General features: G+C 66.8%; 24 protein-coding genes. 13 read left to right on the top strand and 11 right to left on the bottom strand.

The window, feature by feature from the left end:
* Positions 1-105 precede the first annotated feature (105 nt).
* The 9 genes from MTBUT4_RS07270 to MTBUT4_RS07230 all read right to left on the bottom strand — a co-directional run bounded on the left by MTBUT4_RS07270 (position 106) and on the right by MTBUT4_RS07230 (position 9,632).
* Positions 106-972 (bottom strand): TIGR01459 family HAD-type hydrolase, encoded by an 867-nt coding sequence (locus tag MTBUT4_RS07270; RefSeq protein ID WP_173979005.1) that lies wholly within the window; start codon positions 970-972, stop codon positions 106-108.
* Positions 969-2,027: a quinone-dependent dihydroorotate dehydrogenase gene (locus MTBUT4_RS07265; protein WP_173979004.1), complete on the bottom strand. Its 1,059-nt coding sequence runs from the start codon at positions 2,025-2,027 to the stop codon at positions 969-971. Before MTBUT4_RS07265 ends, MTBUT4_RS07270 begins: the two co-directional genes overlap by 4 nt.
* Before the next feature lies 1 nt (position 2,028).
* Positions 2,029-2,379 (bottom strand): DUF952 domain-containing protein, encoded by a 351-nt coding sequence (locus tag MTBUT4_RS07260; protein WP_173979003.1) that lies wholly within the window; start codon positions 2,377-2,379, stop codon positions 2,029-2,031.
* 66 nt (positions 2,380-2,445) lie between these two features.
* Positions 2,446-2,850 carry a DUF5615 family PIN-like protein gene (locus MTBUT4_RS07255; RefSeq protein ID WP_173979002.1) on the bottom strand — a complete coding sequence of 135 codons (405 nt, stop codon included), beginning with the start codon at positions 2,848-2,850 and terminating at the stop codon, positions 2,446-2,448.
* Positions 2,847-3,488, bottom strand: coding sequence for a DUF433 domain-containing protein (locus tag MTBUT4_RS07250; protein WP_254434777.1), 642 nt, complete (start codon positions 3,486-3,488; stop codon positions 2,847-2,849). Before MTBUT4_RS07250 ends, MTBUT4_RS07255 begins: the two co-directional genes overlap by 4 nt.
* Before the next feature lie 90 nt (positions 3,489-3,578).
* Complete coding sequence (gene metH, locus MTBUT4_RS07245) at positions 3,579-7,046, bottom strand: methionine synthase (RefSeq protein WP_173979000.1); 3,468 nt, start codon at positions 7,044-7,046, stop codon at positions 3,579-3,581.
* Positions 7,043-7,474, bottom strand: a complete 432-nt coding sequence (locus MTBUT4_RS07240; RefSeq protein ID WP_173978999.1) for an endonuclease domain-containing protein — start codon at positions 7,472-7,474, stop codon at positions 7,043-7,045. Before MTBUT4_RS07240 ends, metH begins: the two co-directional genes overlap by 4 nt.
* A 323-nt stretch (positions 7,475-7,797) precedes the next feature.
* Positions 7,798-8,685 carry a methylenetetrahydrofolate reductase gene (gene metF, locus MTBUT4_RS07235; protein ID WP_173978998.1) on the bottom strand — a complete coding sequence of 296 codons (888 nt, stop codon included), beginning with the start codon at positions 8,683-8,685 and terminating at the stop codon, positions 7,798-7,800.
* The gene (locus tag MTBUT4_RS07230) at positions 8,682-9,632 is read right to left on the bottom strand and encodes a metalloregulator ArsR/SmtB family transcription factor (protein ID WP_173978997.1); all 951 of its coding nucleotides are present in this window, start codon (positions 9,630-9,632) and stop codon (positions 8,682-8,684) included. The genes metF and MTBUT4_RS07230 overlap by 4 nt, the downstream gene beginning before the upstream one ends.
* Positions 9,633-9,956: 324 nt before the next feature.
* On the opposite strand from MTBUT4_RS07230, the gene MTBUT4_RS07225 reads away from it, so the two are divergent.
* Together MTBUT4_RS07225 and MTBUT4_RS07220 are read left to right on the top strand one after the other, a co-directional pair.
* Positions 9,957-10,715 carry a VacJ family lipoprotein gene (locus MTBUT4_RS07225; RefSeq protein WP_254434776.1) on the top strand — a complete coding sequence of 253 codons (759 nt, stop codon included), beginning with the start codon at positions 9,957-9,959 and terminating at the stop codon, positions 10,713-10,715.
* A 5-nt stretch (positions 10,716-10,720) separates the two neighbouring features.
* Positions 10,721-11,383, top strand: a complete 663-nt coding sequence (locus tag MTBUT4_RS07220; protein WP_173978995.1) for a phospholipid-binding protein MlaC — start codon at positions 10,721-10,723, stop codon at positions 11,381-11,383.
* Between the two features lie 114 nt (positions 11,384-11,497).
* Here the strand turns inward: MTBUT4_RS07220 and MTBUT4_RS07215 are convergent, their stop codons facing one another.
* Positions 11,498-11,845: a PilZ domain-containing protein gene (locus tag MTBUT4_RS07215; RefSeq protein ID WP_173978994.1), complete on the bottom strand. Its 348-nt coding sequence runs from the start codon at positions 11,843-11,845 to the stop codon at positions 11,498-11,500.
* A 575-nt stretch (positions 11,846-12,420) separates the two neighbouring features.
* Here MTBUT4_RS07215 and MTBUT4_RS07210 point away from each other — a divergent pair.
* From MTBUT4_RS07210 to MTBUT4_RS07185, 6 genes are all read left to right on the top strand, one after another.
* On the top strand, positions 12,421-13,152 hold the full coding sequence (locus MTBUT4_RS07210; protein WP_173978993.1) for a conjugal transfer protein TraL: 732 nt from the start codon (positions 12,421-12,423) through the stop codon (positions 13,150-13,152).
* On the top strand, positions 13,152-13,625 hold the full coding sequence (locus tag MTBUT4_RS07205) for a hypothetical protein (RefSeq protein ID WP_173978992.1): 474 nt from the start codon (positions 13,152-13,154) through the stop codon (positions 13,623-13,625). The genes MTBUT4_RS07210 and MTBUT4_RS07205 overlap by 1 nt, the downstream gene beginning before the upstream one ends.
* Positions 13,626-13,756: 131 nt before the next feature.
* Positions 13,757-14,074 carry a DUF6750 family protein gene (locus MTBUT4_RS07200; protein ID WP_173978991.1) on the top strand — a complete coding sequence of 106 codons (318 nt, stop codon included), beginning with the start codon at positions 13,757-13,759 and terminating at the stop codon, positions 14,072-14,074.
* A gap of 3 nt (positions 14,075-14,077) precedes the next feature.
* Positions 14,078-14,401, top strand: coding sequence for a hypothetical protein (locus tag MTBUT4_RS07195; RefSeq protein WP_173978990.1), 324 nt, complete (start codon positions 14,078-14,080; stop codon positions 14,399-14,401).
* Positions 14,398-16,740, top strand: coding sequence for a VirB4 family type IV secretion system protein (locus MTBUT4_RS07190; protein ID WP_254434775.1), 2,343 nt, complete (start codon positions 14,398-14,400; stop codon positions 16,738-16,740). The genes MTBUT4_RS07195 and MTBUT4_RS07190 overlap by 4 nt, the downstream gene beginning before the upstream one ends.
* Positions 16,722-17,507 carry a type IV secretion system protein gene (locus tag MTBUT4_RS07185; RefSeq protein ID WP_173978989.1) on the top strand — a complete coding sequence of 262 codons (786 nt, stop codon included), beginning with the start codon at positions 16,722-16,724 and terminating at the stop codon, positions 17,505-17,507. Before MTBUT4_RS07190 ends, MTBUT4_RS07185 begins: the two co-directional genes overlap by 19 nt.
* A gap of 5 nt (positions 17,508-17,512) precedes the next feature.
* On the opposite strand, the gene MTBUT4_RS07180 is transcribed toward MTBUT4_RS07185, so the two are convergent.
* On the bottom strand, positions 17,513-17,806 hold the full coding sequence (locus MTBUT4_RS07180) for a hypothetical protein (protein ID WP_173978988.1): 294 nt from the start codon (positions 17,804-17,806) through the stop codon (positions 17,513-17,515).
* Between MTBUT4_RS07180 and MTBUT4_RS07175 the strand changes: the two genes are divergently transcribed.
* Genes MTBUT4_RS07175 through MTBUT4_RS07155 form a run of 5 tightly spaced genes read left to right on the top strand, consistent with a single transcriptional unit; the run spans position 17,805 to position 21,963 of the window.
* Entirely contained in the window at positions 17,805-18,881 is a 1,077-nt protein-coding gene (locus MTBUT4_RS07175; protein WP_173978987.1) for a type IV secretion system protein, read from the top strand. The two genes, MTBUT4_RS07180 and MTBUT4_RS07175, sit on opposite strands and share 2 nt — an antisense overlap.
* 37 nt (positions 18,882-18,918) lie before the next feature.
* Positions 18,919-19,080 (top strand): hypothetical protein, encoded by a 162-nt coding sequence (locus tag MTBUT4_RS07170; protein ID WP_173978986.1) that lies wholly within the window; start codon positions 18,919-18,921, stop codon positions 19,078-19,080.
* Positions 19,077-19,853, top strand: coding sequence for a VirB8/TrbF family protein (locus MTBUT4_RS07165; RefSeq protein ID WP_173978985.1), 777 nt, complete (start codon positions 19,077-19,079; stop codon positions 19,851-19,853). The genes MTBUT4_RS07170 and MTBUT4_RS07165 overlap by 4 nt, the downstream gene beginning before the upstream one ends.
* Positions 19,850-20,875: a TrbG/VirB9 family P-type conjugative transfer protein gene (locus MTBUT4_RS07160; protein ID WP_173978984.1), complete on the top strand. Its 1,026-nt coding sequence runs from the start codon at positions 19,850-19,852 to the stop codon at positions 20,873-20,875. Before MTBUT4_RS07165 ends, MTBUT4_RS07160 begins: the two co-directional genes overlap by 4 nt.
* A complete protein-coding gene (locus MTBUT4_RS07155) occupies positions 20,875-21,963 on the top strand; it encodes a TrbI/VirB10 family protein (RefSeq protein WP_173978983.1) in 1,089 nt (362 codons plus the stop codon). Before MTBUT4_RS07160 ends, MTBUT4_RS07155 begins: the two co-directional genes overlap by 1 nt.
* Positions 21,964-21,965 lie beyond the last annotated feature (2 nt).

The raw sequence follows: 21,965 nt of genomic DNA, 5'->3' as shown, positions 1-21,965 counted from the left end.
AAAACAATAGATTCACCACAAAGACACAAAGGACACCAAGAAAGAGAAAATAAGAATTTTATTTCTTCGTGTTCTTTGTGTCTTTGTGGTGAACCCCTTACTTTTCTACCACCGGAACGTCGCCATCGCCGCCAGCGGGATTTCGCCGTGCGCGGCCACCACCTCGGCCAGGCGGGCGGGTTCGGGTTCGGCGCCCGGCTCGATGCCCAGCTCGGCGGCGTGGATCCCCTGGGTCACGAACACCGCCCGCAGGCCGGCGGCATTGGCGCCCTTGACGTCGGTGTGCAGCGCGTCGCCCACCGCCAGCACCCGGTCGGCGGCGCAGCCCAGCCGCTCCAGCGCCACCGTGTAGATGGCCGGGTCGGGCTTGCCGCGCATGGCGACGCGGCCGCCCATGGCCTGGTAATGGCTGGCGATGGCGCCGGCGCACATGATGGCCCGGCCCTGGCGCATCACCACATGGTCGGGATTGGCGCAGACCATGGGCAGGCGCCGGGCGATGGCCCGGTCCAGCACCGGCTGGTACTCGGCGATGGTCTCCTCCAGGTCGACCGGCCCGGTATTGACGATGAAGTCGGCCTCGTCGATGCCGACCGAGCGGTAATCCAGTCCGTCGAACACGCTGGTGTCGCGCTCCGGCCCCATATGGTAGAGCCGGCGCCCGAGATCGGCGAAGAACGGATCGCTGCGGCGCTCCAGTTCCAGGTGCACCGCATCGCCCGAGGACAGCACCTCGTCATAGAGGTGGCGCGGCAGCCCCAGGCGGCTCAGCTGCTCGACCAGGGTGGCGCCGCGCCGGGGCGCGTTGGACAGCAGCAGGGTGCGCTTGCCGGCGGCGCGGATGGCCCGCAGGGTCTCGCCGGCGCCGGCATAGGCGACGACGCCGTCATGGATCACCCCCCACAAATCGAGGAGATAGCCGTCGGCCTGCTCGGCCAGGGCGGCGAGGCCGGGGATCAGCGGCACCCTCATGCCGCGCTCCCCACCGCGTCGGCCACCGAAGCGTGGCCGTCGCGGGCCAGCAGGGCGGCCAGCTCGCGGTTGATGCGGGCGACCAGGGCGGGGCCGTGATAGACCAGGGCCGAATAAAGCTGCACCAGCGAGGCGCCGGCGCGGATCTTGGCATAGGCGTCAGCGCCCGAGGCGATGCCGCCCACCCCCACCAGCGGCAGCCGCCCCTCGGTCAGGGCGTACATGCGGGCCAGCACGGCGGTGGAGGGCTCGAACAGCGGCGCGCCCGACAGCCCGCCGGATTCGCCGGCCTGGGGCGAGCGCAGGCTGTCCGGCCGGGCGATGGTGGTGTTGGAGATCATCAGCCCGTCCAGCGCCCCGTCCAGCGCCACGCTCGCGATATCGACCAGGTCGGCCTCGGTGAGGTCGGGGGCGATCTTCAGCAGCAGCGGCGGCCGCTTGGCCCCCTTGGTGGCAGCCTCGAGGGCGGCGCGGGTGCGGCCGACCAGCCCCTCCAGCTGATCGCGCCCCTGCAGCGCGCGCAGGCCCGGGGTGTTGGGCGACGAGACGTTGATGACCACGTAATCGGCCAGCGGCCCCAGCCGGGCGGCGCCCTTCTCGTAGTCCGAGGCGGCGTCCTCGGTGTCCTTGTTCTTGCCCAGATTGGCGCCGACGATGCCGATGCGCGGCCGTGCCTCCAGCCGCGCCGCCACCCGGTCGAGGCCCTGGTTGTTGAAGCCCATGCGGTTGATCACCGCCGCGTCCTCGGTCAGGCGGAACATGCGCGGGCGGGGATTGCCCGGCTGCGGCCGGGGTGTCACCGAGCCGATCTCGACGAAGCCGAAGCCCTGGCGCAGCATGGCATCGGGCACCTCGGCATTCTTGTCGAAGCCGGCGGCGAGGCCGACCGGATTGGGGAACCGCAGCCCCCACAGCGCCACCTCCAGCGACGGCGCCGCCACCCGCTTCTGGGCCGGCACCAGCCCCCATTTCAGGGCGCGGATGGCCAGGCCGTGGGCGGTCTCGGGATCGAAGGCGCGGATCAGCGGCCCGGCCCAGTGGTAGTAGTCGAACACGTCAGTCCTCGAGCTTGGGAAAGATGTGGCGCCCGGAGGCGGGGTCCAGCGGCAGGTCGCGCACCGCCTTGACCGCGTTCACCGGCAGCGGGCCGTAGAGGTGCGGGAACAGCTGGCCGCCCCGCGACGCCTCCCACTTCAGCGCCGGCCCCAGCACCGCCCCGTCCACCGCCAGCAGCACCAGCCCGTCCTGCCCGGCGCGATGCTTCGCCGCGCTCTCCTCCACTTGAAGGGCGGTGGAGAAATGGATGAAGCCGTCGCCCGCGTCCTGGGACGACCCGCGATAGGCGCCGTCAGCCTGGGCGGCAGCCCATTCCTCGGCTCGGCACATGTGGTAGATGGTGCGCGTCATGACGCCCGGACCTTAGCGCAAACGTTTCGGGCTGACCATGGTGTGGTGGCGAACTCTTTGGACCGCCTAACGGTTAGACCGTATCCAGGAATTGCCAATTTCCAGAAAAAGGCATCGGTCGGCGCCATTGGTTACGCCATTATGCCACTCATGCTCGATAAGCGACATACAGACCCTTACCCGAGCTGCAGCGACAGTCTCGTCGCAGGACAATTTGATTAAACTCAATTTTGAGAATGACCGGTGCCCAATCCCTGCTGACTTGGCCAGTTGCTTCATATCGCCGTCCAGCGCGATAAGCACCCATTCGTTCAATTGCGCGACAGTAGCGACAAGCGGGTCGGGGGCACCTTTCGTAAAGACGTCGTTGAACCAATGCACTTCATGACCAGCCTCCTGAAACGCTTTTCCAACGGAGACGGGCACCCCTTCATCCAAGACCAGGCTGAGGCGTAGGCGCGTCGCGGTCAAGCTGCGGCGCCGCTCTTTTGCTGTCGAATGACGCCTTCAACGTCGGCCTCGGTCAGCGACGGAAATTCTGCAACGATGGCCGATGCCGTATACCCCGCCTCGACAAACCGCATAATAGTCGAGACGCGAATCCTGGTGCCCGCCACCACTGCGGCATTGTGCGCGACATATCTGTGGCGTTCAATTTTCCCAATTTCCGACTGGTCGCGACGGTTAAGGCGCTCCGCTTCCTGGCGCATCTCGGTCATGATGTCGGAAATTTCCAGCAACGCGTACTGGCCACTGGTGACACCAATAGGCTTGCCGGTCTCCGGGTCGTCCCAACAAACCTGCCGGTTCCAGACGTACAGTCGGACGTCTGCCCATGTGGCCATGCGTTTAGAAAGTTCGGCGGCAACTTCCTTAAGGTGTTTGAGGGGTACGGCGTACCCCCCGCGCAGCAGGCTAATGGTCCGAAGCCCCACTACGTCCTTGAAGGAATAAATGCGCGAAAAATGCGAACGACGGTCCTCCACTGCATACTGCGGCGCAAAGAATCCGATCCGGTCCCACTCAGCGAGCTGGCGCTTGCTCAGTCCGGTAAGCCGCACCACCTGCTCCGCCGTGAATGCTCTTATGACGTTATCGCCACCGGCCATCGTCAATCCTTCATACTTCCCCGTGTTGGTTAGCACCCAGCCGTTAGAATATCATGAATAATCGACTGAGTGCGACAGCGGCGTAACGCCCTACACCGTGAAATACCGCGCCTGCGGGTGCAGGCTGACGATGGCCGAGGTGCTTTGTTCCGGTTCCAGCTGGAACTCGTCCGACAGGGTCACGCCGATGCGGTCGGCGCCGAGAAGCGACAGCAGGGCCGACTGGTCCTCGATGCGCGGGCAGGCCGGGTAGCCGAAGCTCCAGCGGCTGCCGCGGTAGCCCTGCTTCAGGAGTTTCTCGGTATCGGCCGCGTCCTCGGCGGCGAAGCCCAGTTCGGCCCGGATGCGCTTGTGGACGTATTCGGCGGCGGCTTCCGCCATCTCCACCGACAGGCCGTGCAGGTACAGGTAGTCCTGGTACTTGTCGGCCTTGAACCACTGCTCGGCCACCTCCGAGGCGGCGCGGCCCATGGTCACCACCTGCAGGCCGATGACGTCGCGCACCGGGTCCGAGACGGGGCGGAAGAAGTCGCCTATGGAGATGCCGTCGTCCTTGGCCTGGCGCGGGAAGGGGAAGCGGGCGACCTCGGTCGTGCCGTCCTCGGCGAACAGCACCACGGTGTCGCCATCCGATGCCGCCTTCCAATAGCCGTAGGCGGCCTGGCCTTTGAGGATTCCTTCCTTCTCGCAGCGCTTCAGCATGGCATGGGCGATGGGCTTCAGCTCCTTGGCCGCCCAGGCCTTGAACTCGTCGATGGAGCGGCCCTGCTTCTTGTAGCCCCAGTGGAACTGATACAGCATGGTCTCGTTGAGGAACGGCACCAGGTTCTGCAGCGGCAGCTTCTCGATGATTCGGGCGCCCCAGAACGGCGGGGTGGGAACGGCGACGTCGCGGTGCAGCTCGGCCCGGCGGGTGGTGACGGCGTCCCAGTCGATCGGGCGGCGGTCGTCGCCGGCGGCCACGCCCAGGCGGCGGGAATTGCCGGGGCGCGGCCCCTCGGCCCGCTCGGCCACCAGGGCGTCGAAGCCGCCCTCGGCGACCTTGCTCATCAGGTCCAGCCCGTCGAAGGCGTCGCGGGCATAGGCCACCCGGCCCGAGCCGTAGACGGCGCGGCAATCCTCCTCCACATACTTGCGGGTCAGCGCGGCGCCGCCCAGCAGCACCGGCACGTCCAGGCCGGCGGCGGTCATCTCGGCCAGGTTCTCCTTCATGATCACCGTGGACTTGACCAGCAGGCCGGACATGCCGACCGCGTCGGCCTTGTGCTCGCGGGCCGCCTTGATGATCTCGGCCACCGGCTGCTTGATGCCGATATTGACCACCTTGTAGCCGTTGTTGGTGAGGATGATGTCGACCAGGTTCTTGCCGATGTCGTGGACGTCGCCCTTGACGGTGGCCAGCACCAGGGTGGCCTTGGTGGTGCCCGCCGCCTTGTCCATGTGGGGTTCGAGGAAGGCCACGGCGGCCTTCATGGTCTCGGCCGATTGCAGCACGAAGGGCAGCTGCATCTTGCCGGAGCCGAACAGCTCGCCCACCACCTTCATGCCGTCCAGCAGCAGATTGTTGATGATGTCCAGCGGCTTCCACCCTTCCGCCATGGCCTTGGCGAGATCGTCGTCGAGGCCGGTGCGGTCGCCGTCGATGATGCGCTGCTTCAGGCGCTCCTCGGTGCTGGCCGGCAGCTCCTTCTTCATGTCGGCGGCCTTGCGGTCGCCGAACAGGGCGATGAAGCGGGCCAGGGCCTGCGGATCGCGGTCGAAGATCAGGTCCTCGGCCGCCGCCACTTCCTCGGCCGGCAGGGTGTGCAGGGGCAGAATCTTGGAGACGTGGACGATGGCCCCGGTCATGCCGCGCTTGATGGCATGGTCGATGAACACCGAGTTCAGCACCTGCCGCGCCGCCGGCTTCAAGCCGAACGAGACGTTGGACAGGCCCAGCACGATGCCGCATTCCGGCATCTCCTTGGCGATGCCGGCGATGGCGTCCAGGGTCTCGATGGCGAGGCGGCGGTCGTCCTCGTTGCCGGTGCAGATGGTGAAGGTCAGCGGGTCGAACAGCAGGTCGGCGGGGGCCAGGCCGTGGGTGTTGACGGCGAAGTCGTAGAGGCGGCGGGCGACGCGCAGCTTGTCGGCGCACGACTTGGCCATGCCGTCCTCGTCGATGGTCAGCGCCACCACGGCGGCGCCGAACTTCCTGGCCAGGCGCAGGCGGTCGGCGGCGTCGCCCTCGCCGTTCTCGAAGTTGATGGAATTGAGGATGGCCTTGCCGCCGTACAGCTTCAGGCCGGCTTCCAGGACGGGAAGCTCGGTGGAATCGATGACCAGCGGGGTGGTGACGGCGCCGCGCAGGCGGGTCACCACCTCGGTCATGTCGCGCACCTCGTCGCGGCCGACGAAGGCGGTGCAGACGTCCAGGGTGTGGCTGCCCTCCTTCACCTGCTCGCGGGCCAGGGCGACGATGCCGTCCCAGTCCTCGGCGTCCTGCATGTCGCGGAACTTCTTCGAGCCGTTGGCGTTGCAGCGCTCGCCGATGGACAGGAAGGCGTTCTCCTGCTTCAGCGGCACCTGGGAATAGAGCGAGGCCACCGCCGGCACCCAATGAACCGTGCGCTTGACCGGAGCGGGCCGCGCGCCATTGCCGATGCGCTTCAGCATCTCGTTGGTGGCGGCGATGTGGGGTGGCGTGGTGCCGCAGCAGCCGCCGATCAGGTTGACTCCCATGGCGACGAAGCGCTCGTGCCACAGCGCCAGTTCCTCGGGCAGCAGCGGATAGCGGGTCTGGCCGTCCACCAGTTCGGGCAGGCCGGCATTGGGCTGCACCGAGACCAGGCCGGGCCAGTTCTCGGCCAGCCACTTGACGTGCTCCATCATCTCCTGCGGGCCGGCGGCGCAGTTCAGCCCCAGCGACGGCACCCCCAGCGACTGGATCACGGTGGCGGCGGCGGCGATGTCGGCGCCCACCAGCAGGGTGCCGGTGGTCTCCACCGTCACCTGCACCAGCACCGGCACGTCGGTGCCGGCCTGGGCGTTGGCCAGACGGCAGCCGTTGATGGCGGCCTTGATCTGCAGCGGGTCCTGGCAGGTCTCGACCAGGAAGGCCGAGACCTTGCCGGCGATCTGGCCGGCGGCCTGCAGGGCATAGGCGGCCTCGAGCTCGTCATAGCCGATATGGCCAAGGCTGGGCAGCTTGGTGCCCGGCCCGATGGCCCCCAGCACGAAGCGGGCCCGGCCGTCGCCCTTGAACTGCTCGGCCGCCTCCCAGGCGATCTCGATGGCCGTCCGGTTGAGGTCGAAGGCCTGATCCTGCAGGCCGAACTCGGCCAGGGTGATGGGGCTGGCGCCGAAGGTGTCGGCCTCGACCATGTCCGACCCGGCCTCGAAATAGCGGGCGTGGATGCCGCGGATGACGTCGGGACGCGACTTCACCAAAATTTCGGTGCAGTTCTCGTGGCCCCAGAAATCCTTGTCCACCGACAGGTTCATGGCCTGCACCAGCGCGCCGGTGCCGCCGTCGCAGAGAAGAACGCGGGAAGAGAGGTGGTCGAGAATGTCGGTCATTGATTCGGTTCCGTCGTTGACGTGCTCCCCCTCGCCCGCTTGCGGGAGAGGGGGGTGGGGGGAGAGGGCCGCCCGGCCAGGGCCTGCGCCAGCGTTTCCAGGACGCCCTCGATGTTCTCAAGCACTTCGTTGTTCCAGTAGCGGAGGATCTTGAATCCCAGGCTCTCCAGATAGTCCGCGCGGCGGCGGTCGTGGGCCTGATGGTCCGGCAGGCCGTGCTGCCCGCCGTCCAGTTCCACGATCAGGCCGTATTCGTGGCAGACGAAGTCGGCGAAGTAGGGGCCGATGGGATGCTGGCGCCTCCATTTGCTGCCGTTCAACTGCTTCGCCTGCAGGCGACGCCATAAGGCCTTCTCCGCCTCGGTGGCATTTTCCTGCCTGAGCTGTCGCGCCCTTTCGGTCGCCGAATGCGGTTTCCAGGTCACCATGCGGCACGCTCCGTTGGCCCTCTCCCTCCCCGGCCCTCCCTCTCCCGCAGGCGGGCGAGGGAGGGAGCGATCACGCGCTCCGCGCCGGCCGCACGCCCAGGATATGCGAGATCGCATAGGCCAGATCGGCGCTGTTGAGAATGTCGGTCATGTCTTTTTCCTCGTCGGCGGCTGCGTCGCGGCCGATGGTTTATTCACCACAGAGACACAGAGGCACAGAGGAGTCACAGAGAAGGGGAAGAGAAATTTTTTCTCTGTGCCTTCTCTGTGTCTCTGTGCCTCTGTGGTTCACTCACATTCAATCACGCGCTCCGCGCCGGCAGTCACGCGCTCCGCGCCGGCCGCACGCCCAGGATATGCGAGATCGCATAGGCCAGATCGGCGCGGTTCAGCGTGTAGAAATGGAACTGGTCGACCCCGTCCGCCGCCAGGGCCCGGCATTGCTCGGCGGCCACGGTGGCGGCGACCAGGCGGCGGGTTTCGGGGTCGTCGTCGAGGCCCTCGAACAGCTTGGCCATCCAGCCCGGCACGGTGGCGCCGCAGGCGGCCGAGAACTTCTGCACCTGGGCGAAGTTGGTCACCGGCAGGATGCCGGGCACGATGGGCACGGTGATGCCGGCGGCCCGCGCCCGGTCGATGAAGCGGCGATAGACATCGACGTCGAAGAAGTACTGGGTGATGGCGCGGGTGGCGCCGGCATCGACCTTGCGCTTCAGATTGTCGAGGTCGAAGGCGGCATCGGGCGCGTCGGGGTGGACTTCCGGATAGGCGGCGACGGAAATCTCGAAATCGGCGATGCGCTTCAGCCCGGCCACCAGATCGGCGGCATAGGCATAGCCGCCCGGGGTGGGGACATAGGGACCGCTGCCCTCGGGGGCATCGCCGCGCAACGCGACGATGTGCCGCACGCCCTCGTCCCAGTAGCGCCGCGCGATGTCGTCCACCTCGCCCTTGGCGTGGCCGACGCAGGTGAGGTGGGCGGCGGCCTTCAGGCCGGTCTCGCGGGCGATGCGGACCACCGTCTCGTGGGTGCGCTCGCGGGTGGTGCCGCCGGCGCCGTAGGTCACCGAGACGAAGCTGGGGGCCAAGGGCTCCAGGCGCTTGATGCAGTCCCACAGGGTCGCCTGCATCTTCTCGGTCTTGGGCGGGAAGAATTCGAACGACACCGCCACCGGGCGGGCGGCGGCGGCGATGGGGAGTTGGCGGCTCACGGGCGGGCTCCTGCGGTTTCGATGGCTTTGTCGGCCTGCCACAGCACCACCGTCAAGGGGTGGCCGGGCAGCCGGGCGATGGGGCCGGGCGTCAGGCCGGCGGCGCGAAACCAGTCCGCCACTTCGGAATCGGCGAAGCCGAGGCGGCGGTGGGCGTGCTGGTCGCGCAAGGCTTCCAGGTCGTGGGGGGCGAGGTCGACCGCCACCAGCAGCCCGCCGGGCCGCAGCACGCGGGCCGCCTCGGCCACCACCAGGGCCGGCTCGGCGGCGTAGTGCAGCACCTGGTGGATGGTGACCAGGTCGGCCGAGGCGGCGGGCAGCGGCAACTGGGTGATGTCGCCCTGGCGCACCATGCAGTTGCGGATGCCGGCCCGTTCCAGGTTGGCGCGCGCCACCGCCAGCATCTCCCGCGAGAAATCGAGGCCGATTCCCTGCTCGACGTGGGCGGCCAGGGCCTGCAGCACCCGCCCGGTGCCGGTGCCCATGTCGACCAGGTCGCGCACCCGGCGCCCGGTGATGGCGGCGACCAGGGCGCGATCGACCTCGGCCTGGTCGGCATGCAGCGAGCGCATCTCGTCCCAGCGGGCGGCGTTCTCGGTGAAATAGGCCTGGGCACGGGCGGCGCGGGCGGCGCGCACCGAATCCAGGCGCTGGCGGTCGAGGCCCAGGGTGGCGTCGGCCTCGGGCAGCAGCGGCAGCAGGGCGCGGGCCAGCTCGGCGCCGTTCCCCTTGGCGGCGAGGCGGTAGAACACCCAGGCGCCCTCGGGGTAGCGTTCCAGCAGGCCGGAGTCGCACATCAGCTTCAGGTGGCGAGAGACGCGCGGCTGGCTCTGGCCCAGGATGCCGGTCAGCTCGGTGACGGTGAGGTCGCCCTGGGCAAGCAGCGCCAGCAGGCGCAGCCGGGTCGGCTCCGCCGCCGCCCGCAGGCCGGTCAACACCGCATCCATCGCCAGGAGCCTCCCCTCAAGTTCAAAAACATATAAACATATCTTTATGCGGATATGGAAGCCCCATGTTCCGGTGATGACCCGATGAGTTGTGGCAAAATTGCCACATTTTCGGTAGGGCCAGCCACAATCCGGACGGTGCCCACTGGCGTTTCCCGAAGGACTATGATACCTCGAACGATGCCGCGTCGCCCTGTATGCGGGGCGCGGCCGCCCGTGCCGCGGCACGGGGGCGCCGCCAAAACCGTGGGTGAAACAGGGTTTCGAAGAATCGACATGCCAGCCTTCACGCCTCGCACCATTCTCCCGCGCCTCGTCGCGTCCGTGTTCGCGCTCGCCCTGGTGGCCGGCTGCGCCACCCCGCCGCCCGCCGACGACAAGGAGGCGATGGTCGAGTGGGAGCAGGTCAACGACCCGCTCGAGCCCATGAACCGCACCGTCTTCGCCTTCAACCAGGCGGTCGACAAGGCGCTGCTGAAGCCGCTGGCCCAGGCCTACCGCGAGGCGGTGCCGCCCTATGGCCGCGACCGCGTGCGCGACTTCCTGAACAATCTGCGTTCGCCCATCATCCTGGCCAACGACATCCTGCAGGGCGCGCCCGACCGCGCCGTGCAGACCCTGATGCGCTTCGCCTTCAACACCGGCTTCGGCATCGGCGGCCTGTTCGACCTGGCCGGCGCCAGCGGCATTCCCTACCATGACGAGGATTTCGGCCAGACCTTCGCGGTCTGGGGAATCGGCGAGGGACCCTATCTGGTGCTGCCCATCATCGGCCCGTCCAATCCGCGCGACGGTGTCGGCCTGGTGGCGGAATGGCTGGGCGACCCGGTCAACCTGTACATCGACCGCGTCGGCGAGGATTGGGCCATGTGGACCCGCAGCGGCCTGGCCGGCATCGACAAGCGGGAATCGCTGCTCGATACCCTGGACGAGGTCGAGCGGACATCGCTCGATTATTATTCCGCCATCCGCGCCCTTTACCGGCAGCGCCGCGATGCCGAAATCAAGAACAGCCTGGGCGAAAAGCCGACCCCGGGCATGAACGTCAGCTCGGCCGGCGGCCTCTCCAACGAAAGCCACTGAGGTCCATGTTCTCGCGTCGTTCCCTGGTCGCCGTCTTCGCCCTGCTGTCGCTGCTGGCGCTGTCGCCGTCGGCCCGCGCCGACGCGACCGCCGACGCCCGCGCCTTCATCCAGAAGCTGGCCGATACCGCCATGACCACGGTGGCGGTCAAGGGCCTGTCGGACGAGGAACGGTCCAAGCGCTTCCGCGCCCTGTTCGTCGACACCTTCGACCTGCCCGAGATCGGCAAGCTGGTGCTGGCCCGCCACTGGCGCGCCGCCACGCCCGAGCAGCAGACGGAATTCCTGAAGCTGTTCGAGGACATCCAGGTCTACACCTGGACCCGGCGGTTCAAGGATTACGGCGGCGAGACCCTGGAGATCCTGGCCGTCGCCCCCGAGGGCGAGACCGACATGATCGTCGATTCGCGGATCAAGCGCGAGAAGCTGGAGCCCGTCAACGTCTCGTGGCGTCTGCGCAACAAGGGCGCCGAAGGCTTCCGCGTGCTCGACATCAAGGTCGAGGGGGCCTCCATGGCCTTCACCCACCGCTCGGAATACACCTCGGTGATCCAGAGCGCCGGCGGCAAGGTCGATGGCCTGCTCGACGCCATGCGCAAGAAGGCGGCGCAGATGAGCGCCGACAACACCGCCGCGGCCGCCGCAGCGGCGCCGTCCAGGGCGAACTAGAGCGCGATGACATTAGGTCGGCGCACGGGGTGCGCCGACCTAATGTCTGAATCGCACTCTAATTTATTGATTTAGAGGCGGATTCAACCTGATAGCATCCGGCTCTAGCCGGCCTCAGTACCCGTAGGGACGGTCGCCCCAGAGCAGGGTGGCGACATGGCGGCTGACCATCTTCATCAGGTCGTAGGACGGCCGCACGAACTGCAGCGCCATCCAGTCGCCCACCACCGCGCGCACCTCGGCACTGCCCTTCGCCGTGCGCATCTCGGGCCAATGCAGCGAATCCAGCTCGAACCGCACCACTTCGCCCTTCCAGGCGCGATGGCCCTCGGGCACCGGCACCTTCATGCCGCCGAGCGAGACGTCGAGAACCTCGAACTCGAAGCCCTCCATCCGGCAATGCAGGCCGGTGCCGGGATGACGGTCGTCGAACCGGCGCTCGTTCTTCGGTTTCTTCAGCATCGGCCCCTATCCGGAATGGCTGCGAGACACATCCGATGATCTTACCCCGGCCGTCCCGGCGATGCTACTTCGCCGTTGGTCGGGGGGGCGGGGAAACAAAGAAGGCCGGGCGTCGCCGCCCGGCCTTCTGAAACTTTGGTGGAGCTGAAGTTTCGCTAGTTTCGACGGCCCGCCGAGTCGTGAACCAAATAGGTCACGATGAGGGGATATTGTGTCAGGGTCTCGGTGGGGTCAAGCAAAACGCGAAGTTATCGCCCTCAAGCCCGCGATCTTTCAACGGCTTAACGAAGGCTTAACTATCCGCCAAATCTGGCTGGAGCTGAATGGGGCCGGGCAAGTCTCGGTCACCCTGAAGAACTTTTACCTCCAGGTTCACGCCCTCACAAAAACCAACGAGCAACGGGCACCGGGTCGCGACCTGGCTGCCCGTGCTTGCATTCCCGCTCCCGTGACCGTTTCCAGCCGGCCGGTGGCGCCCTCGCAAGAGGACGCCATCACGGCGCAGTTCACCCACGCGAAGCTGCCATCGATGGCGACGCTGTGGGGGGACGAACCAGACCAAGGGAGCAAGTGAAATGCAGGTCGATTTCATCCTTCAGGGCAAGGGGGGTGTCGGCAAGTCGCTGATCGCCGCCCTTCTGGCGCAGCACTACGTGGCGCGTGGCATCACGCCGTTGCTGGCCATCGACACCGATCCGGTCAACGCCACCTTCGCCGGCTACAAGGCGTTCGGCGCCACCACCCTCAACATCATGGACGACGCCGACATCAATCCGCGTGCGTTCGACGAGCTGATCGAACGCATCCTCACCGAGGGTGAGGCGGGCACGCCGGCGGCCATCGTCGATAACGGTGCCAGCACCTTCGTACCCCTCTGCTCCTACATGCTGCAGAACGGGGTCGTGGGCCTGCTCGCCGAAGCTGGCCACACCGTCCGCATCCATACCGTCATCACCGGCGGCCAAGCCCTGATGGATACCATGCAGGGCTTCGTCAGCCTGGCCGGCAACATCGCCGATGTGGGCTTGGTGGTGTGGATCAACGAGTTCTTCGGCAAGCCGGTCCACAACGGCAAGCGGTTCGAGGAAAGCAAGGCCTACAAGGACCACGCTGGCCGTATCCAGGGGATGGTCACCATCCCGGAGGTCAAGAAGGAGACCTTCGGCCGCGACATGATGAAGCTGTTGGATCGGCGCGCGACGTTCGCGGAAGCCGACGCCAGCTCCGACTTTGGCGTGATGGAACGCCAGCGGTTGCGCATGATCTGGCGCAACCTGGATGGCCAGATGGCGCGGGCGAACCTGTGATGCCCACGCCGATCTTCGATCCCATCACGGGCGAGATCGTGCAGGCCGGCGGCGATGCGCCGCCGGCAGCGCGGGCCATGAGTCTCGACGATGCCCGGGCCTTGCTGGTCAGGGAACATGGCGTGGCGGTCGGCACCGACGATCCGCTGTTGATGCTGGTCACCCTGCATCAGGGCATGGTGGCCGATTACGAGGCCATGCTGCGGCGGCACGATGAGGCCATTCGCGGCTTCCTCGGCGCCACCGGCGAGGCTTGCGCCGAAGCCGTGGATACGGTGCTGGCCAGCCTCAAGGACAAGACCGTCAAGGCGTCTCTCGATCAGGCGTTCGCCCTGGTCGAACGCCAGGCCTTGGCCATGGATCAACTGGACCGCCAGTTGCGCCGGCACCGCCGCTATCACCTCGCCCTTTCCCTGCTCACGGTGGCCGCCGCTGGCGCGGCCATCGCGATCTTCCTGTCCATCCTTCGGTGAGGGCCGGTCATGGAAAACCACGCCAATTCCCCTCGCCTTCTCCCCGCCATCGCGCTGGCCGCCAAGCAATTGGCGGCATTCGGCGTCGCTATGGCGATCACCCTTTCCATTCTTCGATAAGGACTACCGCCATGCCTACCCGTTTGGACCTCTCCACCTATCTGGCCGCGTTCGCGCTGGCCAGCGTCCTTGCCGTTCCCGCCCTGGCTGCAGGCGGCGCCGCCGACTGGATCAAGCCTGCCGAAGAGGGCGTGACCTCGATCACCAAGTCGCTGGTCACCATCGGCGGGGCCCTGATCGGCCTGTCCATCGTCGGCTACGGCCTGTGGTCGGCGATGAACCAGCGCATCGAGTGGTCGCGTATCTGGACGTTCTTCATCGCCGCCCTGCTCGTCACGGTCGGGCCGATGGCGATCATCTGGTTCATCGACCTGATGAAGCAGAGCTGACCGATGAAGGCGCGGTCGGTCGTGTTCACCCATATCCAGTGGCCCTTCACCGTGTTCGGCCTGCCACCGCGGCTGATGGCTCTCAGCATCGCCGGCGGCATCGCCGTCTATGTGCTGACCATCGTCTTCGGCGCCGTCGCCCTCTCGGTGATCGCCATGACCCTGGTGACGATCCTCGGCCTGGCGAGGGCTCATCGTCTGGGGCGCTCCGACCGCCACATCGAGTCCGTCTTCCTGACCACCTTCGCCTTTTGGCGTTTCTCCCATCGCCGATGGCTGCTGACCGGAGCGTTCCCTGGCAAACGCTCCCAAGGGGGCCGCTCATGAGCCTGTGGCCAATCGCGATCGGCATGGGAGGCGCCGCCGTGGCGGCCGGAGCACTTGCGGTTCCGGCCGCCCGGCGGATGGCGTTTGGATCGGTCGAGCTGGATTGGCTCGGCCGCGAGCTGGAACTGGACCGCATCGACACCGACGGCATGACCGTCCGCCTCAAGAGCGGCGGGGTGGTCCGGGCCTGGCACCTGGGCGGCATGGCCTACGACACCAAGCCGGAGGCGGAGCAAGTCGCGCTGCATCAGGGACGGTCCGACTTCCTCCACGCCTGCGCCAGCCGGGGCGTGGTGATCCGTATCTTCGGCGTGAAACGCCGCAGCGAATCGGTGATGCCGGCGAGCTGGCCCACGCCGGCGCTGGCGGAGATCGGCGAGGCGGAAGCCGCGCGCTATCGGAAATCCTGGGCGCTGCGCTGGTACATGACCCTGCAGGCGCCGGCGCTGCATGCGCTGGAAGAAGCCGACGAAAAGGTCGCCGCACTGCTGGCCAACTACCAGCCCCATCGTCTGATGCGCCCGATCGACCCGGCGGCGGACTGCCCCCTGACCGGGTTCCTGAATTTCCTCGTCTGCGGCGATCTGCGCGACGATCTGCGGTCGGTGTCGGCCAACATCTCGGCCAACCTGCAGGCCGCCAGTCCGATCTTCGACAAGGCGACGGGCAAATTCCTGGTCCATCTGCCCGACGCCTGGCTGCACAGGATCATGGCCATCCACGAATGGCCGGACCTGGTCTCCGGCCACTTGCTGCACGAGCTGATGGCCATCCCCGGCGAAATCGAGCTTTCGCAAGTCTGCGTGCCGCTCTCGCGGGATCGCGAATTGATGCTGCTGAAGCGCGGCGCCAACAACCCCTTCGGCTCGGAGCAAGCCGCAGCCGAATGCCACGGCGCCATCGAGCTGCTGTCACAGGGCAAGACCTCGCGGCTGGAGACGCAGGGCATCATCGTGCTGCGCGCCCGGACGGAAGCCGAGCTGGAGACCCTGGTCGCCACGGTGGCCCGGGTGTTGGGCAATCGGCGCGTGGCCTATTCGGTTCAGACCAAGGAAGTGCCGGTGATGTGGTTCAACCGGCTGCCGGAGCGGGAGAAGCTGGCCCGGCCGTTGAAGCTATTTGTCGAGAATGTCGCCGCCATCTGGCCGTTCGAGAGCGCCCCGGTCGGCCTGGTCGAATCCCAGTACGGAAAGGGGCCGGTGCGCAGCTTCACCACCGGCAGCGGACAGGCCTACGCTTTCCAGTTCCAGTGCCGGAAGGCGGAAAAGGCCCTCGGCAATTTCCTCGTCATGGCGCCCGCCGGCGTCGGCAAGACCAGCCTGATGATGCACCTGCTGGGCGGCCTGGCGAAGTTCGAGGGCATCCGCTCCTTCATCTTCGATTCCAAGGAGGGCGCACGGTTCATCTGCGAATGCCTGGGCGGCCTGTACCAGCCTTTCGACAAGCTGGCCCTCAACCCCCTGGATACCGACGACACCCCGCTCAACCGCCAGCGTCTGGCGCTGCTGGTCCGCTCCATGCTGGGCGATGCGGGCCAGGCCGACGGCATCGAGGACATCCTGTCCCACGTCGTGGAAACCGCCTTCACCCTCCCGGTCGAGGCGCGGACCTTCAATCAGATCTTCCCCCTGTGCTTCCCCGCCCGCAGCGACGCCCGCAAGGCGTTCGCCCGCTGGGTGATGGACGACCGCGAACGCGCCGGCCTCTACGCCAACACCTTCAACGCGGCCCGCGACAGCCTCTCGGGGCTGCTGGATCAGTCGTTCATGACCGGCATCAACATGAACGAGGCGCTGGAAGACCCCAATCTCGGGCCGCCGGTGGTGGCGCACATCGCCAGCGCCATCGAACGCTTGGCGCGCGAGGGCCGCGCCAAGGGCTTCGCCATCTTCATCGACGAGGCCGCGAAGCTGCTGCGCAACCCGGCCTTCTGCGACCTGGCGGCGGAAATGTATCGCGAGTACCGGAAGTTCGGCGGCGCCGTCGGCATGGCCTTCCAGGACCCGGGCGCCCTGCACAAGTCGGGGATCGCCGACGCGGTGATCGAAAACACCGCCTCGTTCTTTTTCTTCCCGAACCCCCAGGGCAATCCCTCGGCCTACGAGCCGTTCAATCTCAACGACGAGCAAAGGGGCTTCATCTTCGGCGCGCCGGAGGGGCGCAAGGTGCTGCTGGTGAAGCGCGAGGCGGCCACCGGGTTCGAGGAATCGGTGATTCTCGATGTCGATCTGGCGCCGCTCGGCCGGCCGTTGCGGTTCTACCGCTCCGGTCCCGACTCCGTGCGTGATCTGCAGGCCATTCAAGCCAAGTGGGGGGACCAATGGCCCGCCCACGTCTGACCCGGATGGTTCTGGCCGTCGTCGGCCTGGTCGTGGCGGTGCCGGCCGCCCAGGCCACCTATGCCGTCCTTGATAGCGCCGCCGTGGCCAAGGCGGTCGAGCAGATCAAGGAACTGAAGAACCAGGCCGCCACCCAACTCCAGCAGCTTCAAGAGCTGAAGCAGCAAGTCGCCTTCCTCAACGACATCTCGGGCTTCATGAAGGAAGTCCAGGACGCGGTCGGCCTGGTCGCCAATATGTCGCTGCCGATCCCCAACCTGGAACGCATTGCGGCGCAGACCAAGAGCGACATGCGCTGCCTGATGCCCGACGGGCTGAAGTGGGGCATCAAGACCGAAGACCTCAATCTCGGGTCCATCTGCGAGGCCTCGTCGGCCTATCGCTCGGCGCTGTTCGTCGATCCAGCGGCCACCAAGGGCATGTCCTACGCCGATCAGGAACGCTTGCGGGTCCAGGCGGCCGGGCGGCGCACCGCTCTGATCGAAGACACCACGTCGCGGGCGCTCGCTCAGGCCGATGTGCAGATGAAGCAAGCCGACGAGCTGAACAGCGCGGCCGATCAGCTGCAGTCGGACCTGGCTGCGGCCAAGACCCTGCAAGACCGCGAACACGTCCAGGCGCAAGTCCAGGTGGCCGGCCTGCGCGCCTCGGCGCGGCAACTCCAGCTTCTCGCGCAAATGCTGAAGCTGCAGGCGGCGGTGGCCATCAAGGCCGGCCTGCCGGCGGACAGGGTCAAGGAAATCACCGGGGAGGGAGAGGGGAAATGACCAGGTCAGCTGAAGAACTTGTCCCGAATGTACCGCGCCCCGTGGCGGGCGACTGGGTCCTCGTAGTGCTTGTCCAGGATCATCGCTTCGGCGACGTGGGAGCCACCGAGGGGACCACCCTTTTTAGTGCGCGGACGGCGTTTTCCGCTGCCGACGAAGAACGCCAAGACAAGGCCACCAACGACCAATCCGCCAAGGGTCTTCAGGCCCTCAAGGGTTTCATCGAAGCCCTTGGCGAGCCGTTGAGTGAGATCGTCCTCACCGAACGCCGGAACAACGCTGAGAAGGATAAGCACCATGGCTAATCCGGCCGATCTCGCCACCACCTGTTGGACCTGCAAGCCGCTGGTGAAATACGTCGAGCTGACGCAGGACTTCGCCGACAAGCTGAGCGAGACGCTGCATGACCCGATGCTCATGTTGTTCGGGGCGCTCGCCGGATTGTGGATCGTGTTGTCTGGCATTCGACTTGCCCTGCGGATGACGGAACACACTGAAATCATAAAGGACTTTGTATTTATAAGTATAACCGGAATATTGCTCGGGAGTCAATCTACTCAACTTATATCATACGTGTATTCATCCGCCGTCTCCATCATGGGTGCCTCATCGGCAGCGGTGTTCTCCATCGCCGGCGGAGTACAGGACAGCTCGGGGTATGACGGCCTGGTCGCCCTCGCTGCCAATGGCGAAAAAGCGGTCTACAAGGTGTTCCAGGCCGCCGGCGCAATCTGGCGTGCCGGTGCGCTGTACGAACTGGGGAACTACGCTTACGCCATCGTTCTGGTGGTTCCCTATTTCCTGCTCGTCGTCGCCTATTCCAGTCAAGTCGTGGTGGCCATCTTCCGCGCCACCATGATCGGGGTGTTCGCGCCGTTCCTGTTCATGGCCTTCGCCTTCAACTGGGGGCGCGGCATGGCGCAGTCGGGCGCCAAGACGCTGCTGGCCTCGATCCTGGTGCTATTCGCCAGCACAGCCGCGCTGGCTCTGACAATCTTCGGCGTCAACACCCTGAGCATCGACCCTGCCAGCCTGTCCGGCGACCAGCTCAACGAGTTCGCCTCAATCACCAATCCAGAGTTTCTGGTCATCCTCTTCCTCGGCTGGATGGGCACGGCCCTCATGACCGAGGGCACCTCCCAGGCCAACTCTATCGCTCAGACCGCTCTGACCAATGCGGCGGCAGGCATCCTGACCGCTGGCGTATCGGGTAGCGCCCTCTTTGGCCTGAAGAAAAGCCGCGAAGTGGCGGGGATGTTGGGCCAGTTCGGCGGGCAAATGCATGACCGGCTATGGGAGGGCGCCACCAAGGCCGCCGGGGCCGATCTGGCCGACAAGTTCCGCAACATCAACAAGCCGGGCGGCGGGTCCTGATGGGTCGCCGGTCGATGTGTCACGACAGGAGAGATCGATGAAGTTTCTGCCCTTGCTCGCCGTCCTGCTTCTCGCCGCCTGCGGCAGTGCCCGTGAAATCCAGCACGACGGCACCGGCACCGACGAAATGCTGAAAAGCCCCTGCGCGTGCCTGCCGGTGCCGTACACGGCCCCCGGCTTCCAGTGGGGGCTCGGATGAGGCTGCAGCTTCCCGCCAGCCTGAAGCGGCTGCTCCACCTCCAGCGCCGGCGCCGGCGTCCGCGCCATGTGGACCAGGTGCCGGGGGTGGTGGATCACGGCGCGTTGCGGGCCGCCGATCCCTACGCCTTCGAGGCCGCCCATCGCCGCCTGGCGTGGATGCTGCGGCTCTCGGCCATGACCAATGTCGGCCTGTTGGCAGTGGTGATCGTCCAGTCCTCGGCGATCTCCACCCTGGTGCCGCTGCAGAAGGTGCAAATGGGCCTGGTCCGCATCGAGCCACGGGACGATCGCATGGTGCCGGTCGATCCGGTGTCGCTGGTCCGGGTGCTGCCCATCACCCGGGAGACGCCGGGCTTCGATCTGATGATGGAAGCCTTCGTCCGCCGTTACGTCCGCATCCTGCTGGAGATCGATGCGGTGTCCCAAGGCGACCGCATGCGGGAAGCCAACATCCATTCCGACGCGGACCTCTGGAAGCGGTTCACCGGCGAGCGGCTGAAGGACATCGAGCGGGCACTGGACAGCAAGCTCAACCGCTCGGTCGTGGTGGAAACGGCCGAACGCATCTCCCTGCGCGACGGCATCGCCCATTACGCCGTGGACTTCGTGCAGAGCGACACCCGCGACGGCAAGGCCGTCGAGACCCGCAAGCTGCGGGCCTACCTGGCGGTCACCACCCGCCCGCACACCGTCCGCGAAAGCGAGAAATTCGAGAATCCCTTGGGGCTGCGCGTTCTCGACGTGGCGCTGAAGGAAAGGGGGAATACATGATCCTGCCTCTCATCGCCGTCGCCGCCCTGGTCGGCCTGGCCGTCCTGCCGGCCGAAGCCCAGACGCCCTTCACCGGCAAGGGCCAGGTGCCCACGACGCCACCGCCGAAGGCGCAGCCGGCGCAACTGCCGCCGCCGGCGACCACCGCGCCGGTCCAGTTGCATCCCGGCCCCACGCCGGGCGCCGCCATGCCCATGTCGGCCGACAAGAGGCAGCAGGCCGAATTCCAGGCGGAAGGCGTGTTCCCCGACATGACCAGGCCGGGTGCCGGCGGTCAGGTCCAGGATGCCTGGAACGATTCGGACGCGCGCAAGGGCGTCTATGTCCAGCGCCTGTGCGAGGACTGCGTCTACAAGGTCCGCACCCGCGAATTCATGACCACCACGGTGATCCTGCCGGAAGACGCGGTGATCACCAGCGCCGATCCCGGCGATGCCGTCGGCTTCCAGGTCAAGGTCAAGTCCAGCAACAAGCTGGCGGTTCGGCCCACCGCCTGGGGCATCGACACCAATCTCAACGTCTACACCAGGTCGGGGGCGGTCTATCCCTTCTACATCCGGGCGGAGACGGTCAATTCCCTGAATGTCCCCGACCTGGTGGTGCGGATCGCCGGCCGGGAGCGCCCCGAAGCCGTCGCCGGCATCGGCGAGGATCACGACAAGGAAAAGGCGAAGCCGGACGACGGCAAGCCCCTGGCGAAGGGGGCCAAGCGCGACTTCGTGCGCCATGTGCCGGTCGATCCCGCCAAGTTCCACGGCTGGGGCGACTACAAGCTGTGGGGCGACGAAAGCCTGAAGCCTGAGACGGTCTGGCGGGACGACTTCTTCACCTACATTCGCTACGGCGGCAAGTGGGACGGAATGGAGCTGTCGGCCGGCTACGTCACCATCGACGGCATCGACGAGCTGGTGAACAGCCATGTCGAGGGCTCGGTCTTCGTGGTCGAGAGCACATCGCCGCTGATCACCCTCAAGAACGGCAAGAAGTACCTGTGCATCCAATACACCGGGGAGAAGCCCTGATGGGTGCGCTGTGCGACCTGGCGCTGGCCGCCGGCATGACGCTGTCCGGCGCCTGCCAGCCGTCGGCGCCGGCGCCATTGCCGCTGCCGCCCGACGATCCCGCTGTGTGGACGTACAAGCCGCCGGAGCCGAAGGTCGAGGCGCCGCCGCCACCGCCGCCAATGCCGCCGGTGATCATCCGGCAAGAGGTGATCCGGGAAGTGCCGGTGCCGGCGCCGCTGCCGGTGGTCGCACCGCCGCCCGGGCCGGACGCCCTGGAACTGGCCATGCGCGCCACCTACCAGCGCCGCACCGCCGGCGCCGCCGTGCTGCCGGAGATCGGCGGCACCGGAACCGCGGATGCCGGCCCGGCCATGCCGCGCCCTCCGGTCCCGCCGGCGGGACCGGGCGGCGGGGTCGGCGCCCCGGTGGCCGAATATGAGGAAAAATCGTCGCTGTCGTCGCTGCCGGTCGATAACGCCCGGATCATCACCACCGATCGCTACATCAGCGGCATTCTCGAAACCGGCATCAACACCCAACTGGACGGCACCACCGGCGGCCCGGTGGTGATCCAGGTGACGCGCGACGTGTTCGGCTATCACGGCCGCAACGTGCTGGTGCCCAAGGGCTCGCGCCTGGTCTGCGCGTTCAAGAGCCTGGACAAGGTCGGCTCGAGCCGCGCGCCGCTGCGCTGTTCCCGCGTCCTGCTGGGCGAGAGCCGGGCGGAAATCTTCGGCATCAAGGCCAACGTCACCGATGTCCAGGGCGGCCTCGGCGTTTCGGGCGATGTCGATAACCGCTTCGCCGAACGCTACGGCACCGCCTTCATCCTCGCCGGCATTTCGGCGGCGGTGCGGGCGGCCACCGCCGGCAGCAATTCGGCCAGCTCGTCCAGCTCGTCGTCGTCCAGTGGATCTACCAGCTCGTTCTCGGGCGGTGGCGGCGCCCTGAGTGAGGGCGGCTCGGAGCTGTCCCAACGCCTGGGCGAGATCACCGCCGCCACCCTCGAACAGACCATCAACCTCACCCCGATCCTGAAGGTGGCACAGGGCACCCGTGTCCAGGTCCGCCCCGACACCGACTGGTACATCGCAACCGTGGAGTAGCG

It is taken from the genome of Magnetospirillum sp. UT-4, assembly GCF_902729435.1.
In the GTDB taxonomy this organism is placed as follows: Bacteria; Pseudomonadota; Alphaproteobacteria; order Rhodospirillales; family Magnetospirillaceae; genus Magnetospirillum.
The sequence above is the reverse complement of the archived record's forward strand: the minus strand, read 5'-3'. Positions and strand labels throughout refer to the sequence as shown.